General features: G+C 62.3%; 16 protein-coding genes. 9 read left to right on the forward strand and 7 right to left on the reverse strand.

The features are described 5' to 3' along the window. Positions 1 to 23: 23 nt before the first annotated feature. From AD659_RS15445 to AD659_RS15470, 6 genes are read left to right on the forward strand one after another with little or no spacing between them, the layout of a single operon-like run. Complete coding sequence (locus AD659_RS15445) at positions 24 to 2,948, forward strand: monovalent cation/H+ antiporter subunit A (protein WP_053122775.1); 2,925 nt, start codon at positions 24 to 26, stop codon at positions 2,946 to 2,948. Then, a complete protein-coding gene (locus tag AD659_RS15450; RefSeq protein WP_003202835.1) occupies positions 2,948 to 3,292 on the forward strand; it encodes a Na+/H+ antiporter subunit C in 345 nt (114 codons plus the stop codon). Before AD659_RS15445 ends, AD659_RS15450 begins: the two co-directional genes overlap by 1 nt. Further along, positions 3,289 to 4,974: a monovalent cation/H+ antiporter subunit D gene (locus AD659_RS15455; RefSeq protein ID WP_053122777.1), complete on the forward strand. Its 1,686-nt coding sequence runs from the start codon at positions 3,289 to 3,291 to the stop codon at positions 4,972 to 4,974. The genes AD659_RS15450 and AD659_RS15455 overlap by 4 nt, the downstream gene beginning before the upstream one ends. Then, positions 4,971 to 5,459, forward strand: a complete 489-nt coding sequence (locus tag AD659_RS15460) for a Na+/H+ antiporter subunit E (RefSeq protein ID WP_053122779.1) — start codon at positions 4,971 to 4,973, stop codon at positions 5,457 to 5,459. Before AD659_RS15455 ends, AD659_RS15460 begins: the two co-directional genes overlap by 4 nt. Next, the gene (locus tag AD659_RS15465) at positions 5,456 to 5,734 is read left to right on the forward strand and encodes a K+/H+ antiporter subunit F (RefSeq protein WP_003202841.1); all 279 of its coding nucleotides are present in this window, start codon (positions 5,456 to 5,458) and stop codon (positions 5,732 to 5,734) included. The genes AD659_RS15460 and AD659_RS15465 overlap by 4 nt, the downstream gene beginning before the upstream one ends. After that, positions 5,731 to 6,084: a Na+/H+ antiporter subunit G gene (locus tag AD659_RS15470; protein WP_053122781.1), complete on the forward strand. Its 354-nt coding sequence runs from the start codon at positions 5,731 to 5,733 to the stop codon at positions 6,082 to 6,084. Before AD659_RS15465 ends, AD659_RS15470 begins: the two co-directional genes overlap by 4 nt. 237 nt (positions 6,085 to 6,321) lie before the next feature. Here AD659_RS15470 and AD659_RS15475 read toward each other — a convergent pair whose 3' ends face one another. From AD659_RS15475 to AD659_RS15485, 3 genes are all read right to left on the reverse strand, one after another. Next, positions 6,322 to 6,759 carry a DUF3995 domain-containing protein gene (locus AD659_RS15475; RefSeq protein ID WP_053122783.1) on the reverse strand — a complete coding sequence of 146 codons (438 nt, stop codon included), beginning with the start codon at positions 6,757 to 6,759 and terminating at the stop codon, positions 6,322 to 6,324. Positions 6,760 to 6,895: 136 nt separating this feature from the next. Beyond that, positions 6,896 to 7,906, reverse strand: coding sequence for an ABC transporter substrate-binding protein (locus AD659_RS15480; RefSeq protein ID WP_053122786.1), 1,011 nt, complete (start codon positions 7,904 to 7,906; stop codon positions 6,896 to 6,898). A gap of 188 nt (positions 7,907 to 8,094) precedes the next feature. Beyond that, on the reverse strand, positions 8,095 to 8,544 hold the full coding sequence (locus tag AD659_RS15485; RefSeq protein WP_053122788.1) for a hypothetical protein: 450 nt from the start codon (positions 8,542 to 8,544) through the stop codon (positions 8,095 to 8,097). Positions 8,545 to 8,971: 427 nt separating this feature from the next. Here AD659_RS15485 and AD659_RS15490 point away from each other — a divergent pair, with 427 nt between their 5' ends. The 3 genes from AD659_RS15490 to AD659_RS15500 all read left to right on the forward strand — a co-directional run bounded on the left by AD659_RS15490 (position 8,972) and on the right by AD659_RS15500 (position 9,886). Further along, complete coding sequence (locus AD659_RS15490) at positions 8,972 to 9,208, forward strand: hypothetical protein (RefSeq protein WP_153043871.1); 237 nt, start codon at positions 8,972 to 8,974, stop codon at positions 9,206 to 9,208. 123 nt (positions 9,209 to 9,331) lie between these two features. Next, on the forward strand, positions 9,332 to 9,562 hold the full coding sequence (locus AD659_RS15495; protein WP_053122857.1) for a hypothetical protein: 231 nt from the start codon (positions 9,332 to 9,334) through the stop codon (positions 9,560 to 9,562). A gap of 87 nt (positions 9,563 to 9,649) precedes the next feature. Beyond that, complete coding sequence (locus AD659_RS15500; protein WP_053122790.1) at positions 9,650 to 9,886, forward strand: DUF2789 family protein; 237 nt, start codon at positions 9,650 to 9,652, stop codon at positions 9,884 to 9,886. Between the two features lie 272 nt (positions 9,887 to 10,158). On the opposite strand, the gene AD659_RS15505 is transcribed toward AD659_RS15500, so the two are convergent. The 4 genes from AD659_RS15505 to AD659_RS15520 form a co-directional block, all read right to left on the reverse strand. Continuing rightward, positions 10,159 to 11,826: a methyl-accepting chemotaxis protein gene (locus AD659_RS15505; RefSeq protein WP_425287130.1), complete on the reverse strand. Its 1,668-nt coding sequence runs from the start codon at positions 11,824 to 11,826 to the stop codon at positions 10,159 to 10,161. 116 nt (positions 11,827 to 11,942) lie between these two features. After that, positions 11,943 to 12,347, reverse strand: a complete 405-nt coding sequence (locus AD659_RS15510) for a TraR/DksA family transcriptional regulator (RefSeq protein ID WP_003202859.1) — start codon at positions 12,345 to 12,347, stop codon at positions 11,943 to 11,945. 327 nt (positions 12,348 to 12,674) lie between these two features. Beyond that, on the reverse strand, positions 12,675 to 13,697 hold the full coding sequence (locus tag AD659_RS15515) for an ABC transporter permease (protein ID WP_053122794.1): 1,023 nt from the start codon (positions 13,695 to 13,697) through the stop codon (positions 12,675 to 12,677). 237 nt (positions 13,698 to 13,934) lie between these two features. Continuing rightward, a complete protein-coding gene (locus AD659_RS15520; protein WP_053122796.1) occupies positions 13,935 to 15,488 on the reverse strand; it encodes a sugar ABC transporter ATP-binding protein in 1,554 nt (517 codons plus the stop codon). Positions 15,489 to 15,547 lie beyond the last annotated feature (59 nt).

Consider the following 15,547-nt stretch of genomic DNA (forward strand, 5'->3'; position numbering starts at 1 on the left):
AACCTTCCGCCGAATAGAAGCCTATGTCCCTGATAGTTCTATTGCTTTTGCCCTTCATCGGCAGCTGTGTCGCGGCGCTGCTGCCGCATAACGCCCGTAACGCCGAATCACTGCTGGCCGGCCTCGTGGCCCTGGCCGGCACGGTTCAGGTGGCGTTGCTGTACCCGCAGATCGCCGACGGCGGCGTGATCCGCGAGCACTATCAGTGGTTGCCCAGCCTGGGCCTGGATTTCGTGCTGCGCCTGGACGGCTTTGCCTGGCTGTTTTCGTTGCTGGTGCTGGGCATCGGCACGCTGGTGTCGCTGTATGCCCGCTACTACATGTCGCCGGACGATCCGGTGCCGCGCTTCTTCGCTTTTTTCCTGGCGTTCATGGGCGCCATGCTCGGGCTGGTGATCTCCGGTAACCTGATCCAGATGGTATTTTTCTGGGAATTGACCAGCCTGTTCTCGTTCTTGCTGATCGGCTACTGGCACCACCGCGCCGACGCTCGACGCGGTGCCTATATGGCGTTAATGGTGACCGGCGCCGGTGGGCTTTGCCTGTTGGCCGGAGTGATGCTGCTCGGCCATGTGGTGGGCAGCTATGAGCTGGACAAGGTCCTGGCCGCCGGCGACCTGATCCGTGCCCATGCCCTCTACCCCATTCTGTTGCCGCTGATCCTGATCGGCGCCCTGAGCAAAAGCGCGCAGTTTCCGTTCCACTTCTGGCTGCCCCACGCGATGGCCGCCCCCACGCCGGTGTCGGCGTACCTGCACTCGGCGACCATGGTCAAGGCCGGGGTGTTCCTGCTGGCGCGGTTATGGCCGTCGCTGTCGGGCAGCGAAGAATGGTTTTACATCGTCGGCGGCGCGGGGGCCTGTACGTTGCTGCTGGGCGCCTACTGCGCGATGTTCCAGAACGACCTCAAGGGCCTGCTGGCCTACTCCACCATCAGCCACCTCGGGCTGATCACTCTACTGCTGGGCCTGAACAGTCCGCTGGCGGCGGTGGCGGCGGTGTTCCATATTCTCAACCACGCCACCTTCAAAGCGTCGCTGTTCATGGCCGCCGGGATCATCGACCACGAAAGCGGCACCCGGGACATTCGCAAGCTCAGCGGCCTGGTGCGGCTGATTCCGTTCACCGCGACCCTGGCCATGGTTGCCAGTGCGGCGATGGCCGGGGTGCCGCTGCTCAATGGCTTCCTGTCCAAGGAAATGTTCTTCGCCGAGACCGTGTTCATCTCCGCCACGGCCTGGGTCGAGTTGGGGCTACCAATCATCGCCACCATCGCCGGGACCTTCAGCGTCGCCTATTCCCTGCGCTTCACCGTGGATGTGTTCTTCGGCCCCGCCGCCACCGACCTGCCCCACACCCCCCATGAGCCACCGCGCTGGATGCGCGCGCCGGTGGAGTTGCTGGTGTTCACCTGCCTGTTGGTGGGGATCTTTCCGGCCCAGGTGGTCGGCTCGTTGCTCGCTGCGGCCGCGTTGCCAGTGGTGGGCGGTACGCTGCCCGACTACAGCCTGGCGATCTGGCACGGCCTGAACGCACCGATGATCATGAGCCTGGTGGCAATGTCCGGCGGCATCGTCCTGTACCTGTTGCTGCGCAAGCAGTTCCGCCTAGGTCATATCAAGCATCCGCCGTTCATTGGCCGGCTCAGCGGCAAGCGCCTGTTCGAGCGGTGCCTGGTGCTGATGATGCGCCAGAGCCGGCGCTTGGAACGCAGGATCAGTACCCGGCGCCTGCAAGCCCAACTGTTTTTCCTGGTGCTGGCGGCGGTGTTGGCCGGACTGATCCCGATGCTGCACAGCACGCTGGTCTGGGGCGACCGACCGAAGATCCCCGGCTCCATCGTCTTCGTCACCTTGTGGCTGCTGGCGATCATCTGCGCCCTGGGTGCGGCCTGGCAGGCCAAGTATCACCGGCTCGCGGCCCTGACCATGGTCAGCGTCTGCGGCTTGATGACCTGCGTGACCTTCGTCTGGTTCTCCGCGCCCGACCTGGCCTTGACGCAACTGGTGGTGGAAGTGGTCACCACGGTGTTGATCCTGCTGGGCCTGCGCTGGCTGCCACGGCGAATCGAGGATGTCTCGCCGTTGCCCAACAGCGAGCGGCGCGCGCGCATCCGACGCCTGCGGGACTTGCTGCTGTCCATCGCCGTCGGCGGCGGCATGGCGCTGTTGTCCTACGCGATGCTCACGCGGCAAACGCCCAACGACATTTCGTCATTCTACTTGAGCCGGGCCCTGCCCGAAGGCGGCGGCAGCAACGTGGTCAACGTCATGCTGGTGGACTTCCGTGGCTTCGATACCCTGGGGGAAATCACCGTGCTGGTGGCGGTGGCCCTGGCGGTGTTCGCCCTGCTAAGACGCTTCCGTCCACCGAAGGAAAGCATGCAGCTGCCGGCGCAACAGCGCCTGCTGGCGCCAGACGTGGTCACCGACCTGGTCAACCCGCGCCATGCCAGCGATACCGCCCTGGGTTTCATGATGGTGCCGTCGGTGCTGGTGCGCCTGCTGCTGCCGATCGCCCTGGTGGTGTCGTTCTACTTGTTCATGCGCGGCCACAATCAACCCGGTGGCGGCTTCGTGGCCGGGCTGGTGATGTCGGTGGCGTTCATCCTGCAATACATGGTCGCCGGCACCCAGTGGGTCGAGGCGCAAATGAGCCTGCGACCGCTGCGCTGGATGGGCACCGGGCTGTTGTTCGCCACGGCCACCGGCCTGGGGGCGATGGCCGTGGGTTATCCGTTCCTGACCACCCACACCTGGCATTTCGAATTGCCGCTGCTGGGGGACATCCATCTGGCCAGCGCGCTGTTCTTCGACATCGGCGTCTACGCCGTGGTGGTCGGTTCCACCCTGTTGATTCTCACCGCCCTGGCTCACCAGTCGGTACGGGCCCATAAGCCGGGCCTGCAAGCCAAACCCGTCGCCCCCGCCCAAGGAGCCACCGCCTGATGGAAGAAGTCATCGCAATCGCAATCGGCGTACTGGCCGCCTCCGGTGTCTGGCTGGTGCTGCGGCCACGGACATTCCAGGTGGTCATGGGCCTGTGCCTGCTGTCCTACGGCGTCAACCTGTTCATCTTCAGCATGGGCAGCCTGTTCATCGGCAAGGAACCGATCATCAAGGACGGCGTGCCCCAGGACCTGTTGCACTACACCGACCCGCTGCCCCAGGCCCTGGTGCTGACCGCCATCGTGATCAGCTTCGCCATGACCGCGCTGTTCCTGGTGGTGCTGCTGGCGTCCCGGGGCCTGACCGGTACCGACCACGTGGACGGTCGGGAGCCCAAGGAATGATCTTGACGCCTCATCTGATCGCCGCGCCCATCCTGCTGCCGCTGCTGACCGCCGCGTTGATGCTGATGCTGGGCGAGAAACACCGCCCGCTCAAGGCCCGGATCAATCTGTTGTCCAGCCTGCTAGGCCTGGGCATCGCCGTGCTGTTGCTGTACTGGACCCAGGACCAGGCCCTGCCCGCGTCCATTGGCGTATACCTGCCGGGAAACTGGCAAGCGCCGTTCGGCATCGTCCTGGTGGTCGATCGCCTGTCGGCGCTGATGCTGGTCCTGACCGGCATCATCGGCGTCAGCGCCCTGCTCTTCGCCACGGCCCGCTGGGACCGCGCCGGCGCCAGTTTCCATGCGTTGTTCCAGATCCAGTTGATGGGCCTCTACGGCGCCTTCCTCACGGCGGACCTGTTCAACCTGTTCGTGTTCTTCGAGGTACTGCTGGCGGCCTCCTACGGCTTGATGCTGCACGGCTCGGGTCGGGCGCGGGTGTCATCGGGCCTGCATTACATTTCCATCAACCTGTTGGCCTCGTCGCTGTTCCTGATCGGCGCTGCGCTGATCTATGGCGTCACCGGCACGTTGAACATGGCCGACCTGGCCCTGAAAATCCCGCTGGTGCCGGAGGCCGACCGCGGCTTGCTGCACGCCGGCGCAGGCATCCTCGCGGTGGCGTTCCTGGCCAAGGCCGGCATGTGGCCGCTGAACTTCTGGCTGGTGCCGGCCTACAGCGCTGCCAGCGCACCGGTGGCGGCGCTGTTTGCGATCATGACCAAGGTCGGTATCTACACGATCCTGCGCCTGTGGACGCTGCTGTTCTCCGGCCAGGCCGGCGCCTCGGCGTATTTCGGCGCCGATTGGCTGGTCTACGGCGGCATGGCGACCATCGTCTGCGCCGCCATCGCCATTCTCGCGGCCCAACGCCTGGAGCGCATGGCGAGCCTGAGTATCCTGGTCTCGGCCGGGATCCTGTTGTCGGCCATCGGCTTCGCCCAACCGAACCTGGTGGGTGCGGCACTGTTTTACCTGGTGAGTTCGACCCTGGCACTCTGCGCGCTGTTCTTGCTGGCCGAGCTGATCGAACGTTCGCGCTCGGCCAATGAATTGTCCCTGGACGACGACTTCGACACGTTGCCGCGACCGCTGGAATCCCTGCAGCCGCCCAAGGGCATCAACCTCGATGACGAGCAGAAAGCCGTGGTCGGGCAAGTGATTCCCTGGACCATGGCGTTCCTGGGCTTGAGCTTTATCTTCTGTGCGCTGTTGATCATCGGCATGCCGCCGCTCTCGGGGTTCATCGGCAAGCTGAGCCTGCTCAGTGCCTTGCTCAATCCCCAAGGGTTCGGCGCCAGCGCCGGGGCGCCGATGTCGAACCAGGCGTGGGGCTTGTTGGCGTTGTTGATCCTGTCGGGGCTGGCCTCGTTGATCGCGTTCTCGCGCCTGGGCATCCAGCGCTTCTGGACGCCCCAGGAACGCCCGTCACCGTTGCTGCGGCCGTTCGAATGCCTGCCGATCGTCGTGCTGCTGGGCCTGGGCATCGCCCTCACCTTCAAGGCCGAGCCGTTGCTGCGCTATACCCAATCCGCCGCCGACGCGCTGAACACGCCGGAACATTACGTGATGTCGGTACTCGCCACCCGCGCCGTGCCCAACCCTGAAGCCCGCGCCGCGTTGCAGGAGGTGCAGCCATGAAGCGCCTGTTTCCCGCCCCGTGGCTGTCCCTGGCGCTGTGGTTGCTGTGGCTGGTGCTGAACGTCTCCGTCAGCGCCGGCCATCTGCTGCTGGGGGCAGCGTTGGGCTTCCTGGCGCCGTTGATGATGCGCCCGTTGCGACCACGCCCCATCCGTATCCGCCGGCCCTGGGTGGTGTTGCGCCTGTTCCTGCGGGTGGGCCGAGACGTGCTGGTGTCCAACCTGGCGGTGGCCTGGGGGGTGCTGAACGCCGGGCGCCGTCCGCCTCGCTCGCGGTTCATCAAGGTGCCACTGGACCTGCACGACGCCAACGGCCTGGCCGCGCTGTCGATGATCACCACGGTGATCCCCGGGACCGTCTGGTCGGAACTGGCCCTCGACCGCAGCATCCTGTTGTTGCATGTGTTCGACCTGGAAGACGAGGCGTCATTCATCGCGCACTTCAAGGCCACCTACGAGCGCCCCTTGATGGAGATTTTCCAATGAGCCCGCTGCTGTCCAATGCGATCCTGTTGAGCCTGTTCCTGTTCTCCCTGGCGATGGTGTTGACCCTGTGGCGGCTGTTCAAGGGCCCGTCGGCCCAGGATCGGGTATTGGCCCTGGACTACCTGTACATCGTGGCGATGCTGATGATGCTGGTGCTGGGCATCCGTTATGCCAGCGACACCTATTTCGAGGCGGCGCTACTGATCGCCCTGTTCGGCTTTGTCGGCTCGTTTGCCCTGGCCAAGTTCCTGTTGCGTGGCGAGGTGATCGAATGACTGGCGAACTGTCGATGTGGGTGGAAATCCCGGTGGCGATCCTGCTGGTGCTCGGCAGCTTCTTCGCCCTGGCTGGAGCGATCGGTCTGGTACGGCTGAAGGACTATTTCCAGCGCATGCACCCACCGGCCCTGGCCTCCACGCTGGGCGCCTGGTGCGTGGCCCTGGCCTCGATTGTGTATTTCTCGGCGCTCAAGTCAGGACCGGTGCTGCATGCCTGGCTGATCCCGATCCTGCTGTCGATCACGGTACCGGTGACCACCCTGCTGCTGGCCCGGGCGGCACTGTTCCGCAAGCGCATGGCTGGGGATGATGTGCCGGCAGAGGTGAGCAGCCGCCGTACCGACTGACAGGTATCTCAAGCCGGTACAGCTTTTGTGACGAGGGAGCTTGCTCCCGCTGGGGTGCGCCCTGTAGGAGCTGGCGAAGCCTGCGATCTGTTGATCTTGATCTTTCGCTTGCGATTCAATTGACTGGGACAAGATCGCAGCCTCGTTGCACTCGTCAGCTCCTACACAGCTCCTACACAAGCCCAGCGGGAGCAAGCTCCCTCGCCACAACTGTGTTCGGTCGGGTGACGGAGTCAGTCAGGCCCACGCCACCGTCAACAACCCGGCCCCAAGCACCACGCACAACGGCGAATAGACCCAGGTGTCGAGCCTGGCGAATGTCGAGCCCTTGACCTCCTTGAAGAAGCCCACCAGGTTCGACTCGCCAATGGCCCGGGCGAACATCATCAAGGCAATCGCGCTGATCAGCCACTGCAACGCCCGATGGGTGACCGGTTGTGCCAACAGGCCGACCCGCAGGCACACCAGCAGCGCAATCATCAGCAGCGCCAAGGCCACCAGCAACGTCAGCCCGCCCGAGGGGTCGAACGCCGGGCGCAGCGCGTCCCCTTGCTTCACCGGCACCTGGGGCACCACCGCCAGGGCCGCCCACCGCCCACCCAGGGCCCAATACAAATGAATCAAGCTGATGGTCGCAAACACTGCGACCAGCGACCGAGCCAATAGAAGCGTCATTCGCCAGCCTCCTGAAAAAGGTTGAACAATCATCCTAGCTGGAATTTGGCATTTCGCTGGACGGGCGCAGGTTGCCAGTTTCCAGTGAATGATTCATTGCTCAGGATCAAGCGTTCAACCCGCTGGCATGGGCGCCCTAGAGACCGGCGGACACCTTGTCGGCGACCTCCTTGGGCAACCAGGCCTGCCAGACCTGGGGATGGGCCTTGAGGAATGCCTCGGCGGCTTCACGGGGCGGCGTGCGCTTCTCGCTCATGTCGGCCAGGGCCTTGTTCAGCGGCTCGATGGGCAAGTCGACCTTGCTGAAGAACCCGGTAATCTCCGGGTATTGCTTCTGGAACGGCGAGGACACGCCAATCGACAGTTTCGAGGCCAGCGAGCGGGTCGGCTTCGGATTGGGGTTGTCGGCGTCGGTCAGGGTTTTCCAGGCCTCGGCATCGAACGGTGGCTCTTGCAACTGCACCAGCTTGAAGCGTCCGAGCAGGGGCGTGGGCGACCAGTAGTAAAACAGGATCGGCTTGCCCCGGCGGATCGTCGAACTGATTTCCGCATCCAACGCCGCCCCCGAGCCGCTGCGAAAATTCACGTAGCTGTCAGACAGGCCGTACGCCTTGAGCTTCTGTTTGTTGACCACTTCGGAGGTCCAGCCGATGGGGCTGTTGAGGAAGCGGCCCTTGTCGGGGCTTTCCGGGTCCTTGAACACGTGCTTGTAGCGCGCCAGGTCCTCGACGCTGCGCAGGTCCGGCGCCAGGGGCTTGATGCCCTTGGCCGGGTCGCCCTTGATGACGTATTCGGGCACCCACCAGCCTTCGGTCGCGCCTTTGACCGTATCGCCCAAGGCGACCACCTTGCCTTCGGCCTCGGCCTTGACCCACACCGGGCTGCGGCCGGCCCATTCCTCGCCGATCACCTGAATATCGTTATTGGCCAGGGCGGTTTCCAGGGTAATGGTGGTGCCGGGCAAGGTATCGGTCTGCAATCCATAGCCTTTTTCGACGATGACCCGCAGGATCTCGGTGATCAGGCTGCCACTCTCCCAATTCAAGTCGGCAAAGTGGAGCGGCGCTGTGGCAGCCGACGCCGGAAGGGGTGAAACCAACACAGCGAAGGTGGCCCAGGCAGCCAGCCACTGTCGAACTCGTTTCATGCTTTGCACCTCGTGCCAGATACAGCAATAGCTGAACGGCCCTGCGTAACGGAACGCAAGCCCCTGAATAGTTCAGTCAATTGACTGTAGCCGAGGTTCCAGCGAGATCTTGCGAAACTGTCAGTGGTTTGGCTGCACTGCCCCTGAAAGTCCCAACGTCTACACGTTTTTCACCCGCGTTGAGCCTGTCACTCGCTGGCCTTGAAAGTCACCAGTTCACCCTTGCGCCACTTGGCGGCCTTGGCGGTGACCGCCTTCAAGGTCTTGGTCAAGCCTTCCTGCAATTGTTCGTTGGCCGCGAACACGGTCACCACACTGTGGCCTTCCTTGAACAGGATTGCCTGACCGCCGGGGGTCGTGACGAAGGCGTAATCGCCCAGGCCATAGACCGTCAGCTTGATTTCGCGAAAACGGATTTCAAACTTGCCACCTTCGCGGCTGGGCAATACCGCTGCACGAAAATGATCACCGACCTTGAGTTCCAGCCTGGGCTTGTCATCGACCACCAGCGCCGACTCGGTGTCGATTTCGGCGACATAAATACCTTCGGCGGTCTGCTCGGTGATGTAGACGAAACGTGACTGGAATTGTTTGACCAGTTTTGCCCGCAGGTCACCAAGTACGAATAACGCATGCATGTCGAGATTACTTACTGCCAAGGAAACATCCCCATCTTTGAAAGAAACCCGCCCTGCGCAAAGGACGGACCACGAGAACCCGTACCGACTGTAGTGTCGTAATGGACCTGTAATTGAAGTTCGAAATGACCGGCGCGCCCTGTCCCGGGCCGAGAGCAGACTAAAGGTTGTCGCTCTCGCCGTCTTTCCCGGGGGGTCGCCAGAGGCTGAAGGAAAAAGCCACTCTGAGCATCGGAAAAGATAGGACTACTAACTTTAGGGAATTTTCTCACTTAAAAAAGCATTTTTCTGACATCGAGCCCAAAAAAAATTGCTTTAGATAGGCGCTGCCGTCCACACGACACTGCCGATTCTAGAGCAGCCGAAGGCGTGGAGACTACTCGAAGTACCCGGCACTTCGTCGGTAAACCATGAAAAGGAATTCACAATGGCCACTTTCACCACCCAGCCCCACCCCGTCACCCCTCGTATCGTTGAACCAGCCAACAGCCCTCACGGCGTCAATTGCCTGCCCGTTTTGTTGATTCAGCCGCGTTATCGGGTGGTCTTGGCCGGCAAGTGTTTTTTTCACATCGAAGAAACATCGACTGGACGCGTAAGAGGTTTCCGAACCGACCATAACGAGGCCTGCTACCTGGCCAGGCGTCTCGAACACGGCGCCTGAATGCCTATGAATGACTTAACTCAGCCGCCGGCGGGCAACTGCTGCCATACTGCCCGCTCAGCGAAGACCGTCGTTCAACGGGCGGATCGCGCACCCATAATGATTTTGAGGAGCAGGCGCGACGTGACGGAATTTGATATTGGCGAATTTTTTATCCGGGGCGAAGCCAGGGAAGTCGAGGGCGAGTTCCAGGCTGTCATCGTGATGCGGGCCAAGCCACCGTTGACCACCGTCAGATGCCACCAGGTTGAAAAGGATCGCTGGTTCAAGACCTCGCAGATCGCTGCCGAGGCTGCCAGAGAAGCGGCCAAGGCGCTGAAGGCCGCCGTGGATGAAGGAGCCTTGAAAGCCTGATTCCAATCGAACTCCTGATGACCGCTTGCCTCAGATAAAGGTAAGCAGCGAGGCGCCATGGCGGCGCCTCACCCAAAGGAGACTTCCATGGAACAGCCTTCCCACGACCTCAAGACCCTGTTCGACCAACTCGGCCTGCCCTCCGACGACCAGGCCATTGACGATTTCATCATGGCCAACCCGCTGCCCCCGAAGATCAAGCTGGTGGAGGCTGGTTTCTGGTCGGACCTGCAGAAAGAGCTGCTTCAGGATTGGCTGCTCGCCGACGGCGAAGAAGCGGTGCTGGTGGATCAACTGAACGTGCGCCTGCACGGTGGCAAGTAGCGCAATGTCCATTGGCTGAATGCTCCCTCGCTTTTTGTGGCGAGGGAGCTTGCTCCCGCTGGGGTGCGCCCTGTAGGAGCTGTGTAGGAGCTGTGTAGGAGCTGACGAGTGCAACGAGGCTGCGATCTTTCCCCAAACACTTGAGTCTCAAGCGAAAGATCAAAAGATCAAAAGATCAAAAGATCGCAGCCTCCGGCAGTTCCTACACCAGCCCAGCGGGAGCAAGCTCCCTCGCCACAAAGGCGCCCTTGCCACATCGACAGTATTGAAACCTAGCGCGGCTTCTCGGGTTTGTAGCCCAAGCGCAAGCCACCCCAATGACGCCCCTTGAGCATGATCGGTACGGAAAGATCATGCATCAACTCCCCCGTATCCCGGGTGTAGGTCTGCAGCAGTACCGGCTGCTGGTGGCTGCCGCAGCGGATTCCGGTGCGATCGGAGAATTTGCGCTTGGTGCGGTTATTCAACGTGTCCACCTGGGGATCGCCGGTCAGCGGCTGACTGAAGACCTTGTTGTGGGTCGGCACATAGCCCTGCTGGGTGCAGGCAATCGCAAACACCAAGCCCTCGTGGCGGGCCAGCAGCGGTTCCTGGATCGCCGGCAGGATTTGGTCGGTGTAACGGTCGAAGCGGGTCTGGTATTTGGCCGGCTGGGTATTGGGGATCGCTTGGTAGTTACGGTCGAACAAATCCTCCAGGCTGACACGGCCCTGGTCGATATCGGCTTCGAACTGCGCGGCGATCTGGCTCGCCCCTTCCCGCGCCAGGTCGTAGACCCGTTGGTGGTAATCGTCGAGGCCCACCTCGGCCAGGCGTTCGCTGATGGTTTCGGCCTGGCCTTCCATCTGCACCGCCGCCTCGGCCAGCCGCTGGGTCTGCTGGTCGCTGACGGACAGGTCGCTGCGCATCTGCTCGATGGCATGGAACAGGCTGTCGAGTTGTTCGCGATTGGTGTCGGTGCCCTGGGCGATGGCGCTGACCTGGGTTTCGACGCCAGCGGCGAGCCGGGCGATGTTTTCCAGGTGCTGGCCAGTGTGCTCGACCTGCTGCACACCACTGTCCAGGTCAGCGGCCAGTTGACGGATCTGCTCCACCACCTGGGCGGTGCGCTGCTGGATGTCGGCCACCATCACCCCGACCTCGCCGGTCGCCGCGGCTGTGCGCCCGGCCAGGCCACGGACCTCATCGGCCACCACCGCGAACCCACGGCCATGCTCACCGGCCCGGGCCGCCTCGATGGCCGCGTTCAGCGCCAGCAGGTTGGTCTGGCTGGCGATCGATTGGATCACCAGGCTGACCCGCTGGATTTCATCGCTGCGCACGCTCAAGGCTTCGATCAACTCACGGCTGTCGTTGGCGCGCTGGCTGAGCTGGTGCATGCGGCTGATGGACTCTACCAATTCGCTGCGCCCGGCCACGCTGCTGCGATGGGCCTCGCTGGCGGCGCCCAGGGCCTGCTGGCTGAGTTGCGAAGTGGCCTGTTCGGTGGCAATCATCGATTCGGCATTGCTGACGATCTGCGCCGCCGCATCGAGCTGGGACTGGACCTTGCCGGCCAATTGCTTGACCGAATAGGCGACACCGGCCGCCGACAGGGCGTTATGGCTGGTGGTGTAGGACAAGTCGCGGGTCAGCTCAGCCAACGTGTCGGTGGGGGGTGCGGTTGCCCCGGCCACGCGCGAACGCAAGCGTGGCAACCAGACGATCAGCATCACCAGCGGCAGGCCCAGGTACAGCGACCAGCCACCCAGGGCCATGCCGCACAGCAGCAAGGCCAGGGCAAGACTCTGCAGAGTCGGCGTCAGCCAGCGCGCCGCGCCTTTCGTTTCGGCTACCGAGGCCGGCACCGCACCCGCCAGCGTTCCGTCTGTCGCCATGTTCGTCACCCACACTCTCGTTGTTATGACCGCATTAAACGCCACTACCGAGCCATTATCCATGGTCCATTAGTCGTGTTCTTGCAGCAGGTCAACGGGAGTCGCCGAACCGGCACGGGCGAAAACAAAAGATCGCGACCTTCGTCAAAAGGTCGCGATCTTTTTTGGGAAAACGCGAATCAGGCCTGACGCTGGTGCTTGTCGATCTGTTCGTGACGTTCCTGGGCTTCGATGCAGTACTTGGTGGTCGGGCTGATCAGCAGGCGCTTGAGGCCGATCGGCTCGCCGCTGTCGTCGCACCAGCCAAAGCTGTCGTCGTTGATGCGGTCCAAGGCCTGCTCCAGTTGAGGCAGCATGCGCTGGTCGCGATCGATGGCGTTGACCAGCCAGGTCCGCTCTTCTTCTACGGAAGCAGCGTCCGCCGGGTCGGCCGGGGTGTCCAGGCTCTCAATGGCGATTCGGTTCTGTTCGATGCGCTCGTGGGTTTCGACTTTCATGTTCTGCAACAGCTTGGTGAAGAAAGCCAGCTGCTCGGCATTCATGTAGTCATCCGCCGGCATGGCCAGCAACTTTTCCTTTGTCATTGATTTCTCTATAAAAAAACGTGCATTAAGGCGAATTATGGAGCGTCCCGCAGCGCAGCTGCCACGCTCATCGGGAAAGGCGCCGTCTATTCCAAGCGCCACCCGGCACTCAATTTACGAGGGGCGGCAGTCTAAGGCCGAGTCGAGGCCTCAGCAACTGAAAACATAGGGAAAATGTCCGACAACCCCCTCAAATGTTCTCTGACAGGCTTTTGGCAGTCATCGGAGTGCGTTTATAACAAGAAATTCGGTGCAATTGCTGTATTAAGAAGACAAATGGCAACGCCACGCGGGTCAGGCGTGGCGCTTTGTCGCAATTTTCGGCTATCAGCGCTTGAGTTTGCGCTTGTTGCGGTACTGGTCGATGACCACCGCCACCACGATGATCAGGCCCTTGATGATGTCCTGGATGTAGGCATCGACCCCGACGAAGGTAAAGCCGCTGGCCATCACCCCGAGGATCAGCGCCCCGATCACGGTCCCGGTGATGCGCCCCACCCCGCCCGCCAGGCTGGTGCCGCCGATCACCGCCGCGGCAATCGCGTCCAGTTCATAGGACATGCCCATGCCTGCCTGCCCGGTCGCCGCCCGCGCCGAGGCCACCACGCCGGCCAACCCCGCCAGCAACCCGGCAATGCTGTAGACGATCACCAAGTGGCGCTTGACGTTGATACCCGAGGTCCGCGCCGCCTGCATATTGCCGCCAATGGCGTAGGTGTACTTGCCGTACTTGGTGTAGCGCAGGGCAATGTGGAAAATTACCGCCACCACCAGGAAGATGATCACCGGCATCGCACCATGGCCAATGGCGGTATAGGAATCGGACAACATGCTCACTGGCTGGCCTTCGGTGTAGTAGCGCGCCAGGCCACGGGCCGAGACCATCATGCCGAGGGTGGCAATGAACGGCGGGATGCCGGTCATGGCGATGATGCTACCGTTGATCGCCCCGGCCAGCAGCCCGACCCCGAGCCCCGCCACCACCGGTATCCACACCGGCAAATCCGTCAGCGAGGGAAACACCGCCCGGGCGAAGTCCGAGGTCTGGGCCAGGCTGGCGGCAATCATTGCCGACAGCGCCAGCACCGAGCCGGACGACAGGTCGATCCCGGTGGTGATGATCACCTGGGTCACGCCGATGGCCAGCAGGCCGATGATCGATACTTGCAGGATCATCAGCACCAGGCGCTGGGAGTTCATCAGAAAACTCTGGTCACGCATGATCCAGCCGAACATTTCGAACACCAGGCCGATGCCGATCAGCACCAGGAAGATGCTCAGTTCCGTCGGCAACCGCCGCCGGGTCCTGTTCGGTGCTGCCGCGGGTTTGTTTTCCAGTATCGCGTTCATAACCATTCACCTTTTTTATCTGTGGCGAGGGAGCAAGCTCGCGCTGGGTTCTGTAGGAGCTGGCGAAGCCTGCGATCTTTTGATCTTTCGCTTGAGATCCAAGTGTCTGGGGAGAGATCGCAGCCTCGTTGCACTCGACAGCTCCTACAGCTCCTACACCGTTCTACTGACCCAGCGCGAGCGTTGCTCCCTCGCCACGGGATTATTGCTCGACGTTATTGATCCGAACGACGAGCATCAGGACAGGCCCGAGGCCAGTTGCATCACGCGTTCCTGGGTCGCTTCGCTGCGGTCGAGGGTGCCCATCAGGTCGCCTTCGTGCATCACCATGACCCGGTCGCTCATGCCCAATACTTCCGGCAGCTCCGAGGAAATCATGATCACCGCCATGCCTTCGCTGGCGAGGTAAGAAATCAGCCGATAGATCTCGGCCTTGGCGCCAACATCGATACCGCGGGTCGGCTCGTCGAGGATCAGGATGCGCGGGTTGGTCATCAGCCAGCGCGCCAGCAGCGCTTTCTGCTGGTTGCCGCCGGACAAGGTGTCGATGCACTGTTCCAGCGACGGAGTCTTGACCCGCAGCTTCTTGCACATGTCCTCGCACAAGGCGCGCAGGGCTTTCTGCTGGATGAAGCCGTTGCCGACATAATGGGGCAGCACGGCCATCTCCATGTTTTCCAGCACCGACAGGCACGGGAACAGACCACTGAGCTTGCGGTCCTCGGTCAACAGCGCGAAGCCTTTTTCGATGGCCATGTGCGGGTCGCTGATGCGCACCGGTTGGCCGTCCAGGCGGATTTCGCCGCCGGTGCTCGGGGTCACGCCGAAGATCGCTTCGGCCACGTTGGTCCGGCCCGAGCCCATCAACCCGGCGATGCCCAGGATCTCCCCGGCATGCAGGTCGAAGGACACGCCTTTGAAGATGCCGTCCAGACTCAGGTCGCGCACCGACAGCACCAACTCACCGATGGGTTGTTCGCGCACCGGGAACAACTGGCTCAGCTCGCGCCCGACCATCATCGAAATCAGGCTGTCGCCGTCCATGCTGTCGGCCCGTTGCAGGCCGATGTAGGCGCCGTCGCGAAACACCGCCACTTCATCGGCGATGGCGAACACTTCGTTCATTTTATGGGTGATGTAGATGATGCCCTTCCCCTGGGACTTGAGGTCGGCAATGATCGAGAACAGGTGGGCAACTTCGGTCTCGGTGATGGCCGAGGTCGGCTCGTCCATGATCAGGATGTCAGAGTCGTAGGACACGGCCTTGGCAATCTCCACCATCTGCCGCTCGGCGATGCTCAGGTTACCCACCTGCTCCTCGGGATCGAGCTTGATGCGCAGGCGTTCCAGGAGCCGGGCGGTGCAGCGGTGCATCTCGCCATGGTCGACCATGTGCAGGCCGTTGAGCTGCTCGCGGCCGATCCAGATGTTTTCGGCAATGCTCATGTGGGGCATCAGGTTCAGCTCCTGATGGATCATCGCGATGCCGGCCTGCAACGCCGCCAGTGGCGTGTCGAACGTTACCGGTTTGCCACGCAGACGCAGTTCGCCGGCGTCCGGCTGGTAGATGCCGGCGATGATCTTCATCAAGGTGGATTTGCCCGCCCCGTTTTCACCCATCAAGGCCAGCACGGAGCCGGGGCGTACCCGCAGTTGGACATCGGACAGGGCCACCACACCGGGAAAGCCCTTGCTGACATTGACGACTTCCAGCAGGTACGGCTCATCAAGTAATACGTCCGGCTGGAAAGTCATGGCCGGGGCGCTCGAAGCAGTCGCTGAAGCGAACATGATCAGGTACTCCCTCGGCAAGGTGGCGTTGCAACCTTGCCTGCTTATTGTTGTGGTGG

It is taken from the genome of Pseudomonas thivervalensis, assembly GCF_001269655.1.
Classification (GTDB): domain Bacteria; phylum Pseudomonadota; class Gammaproteobacteria; order Pseudomonadales; family Pseudomonadaceae; genus Aquipseudomonas; species Aquipseudomonas thivervalensis.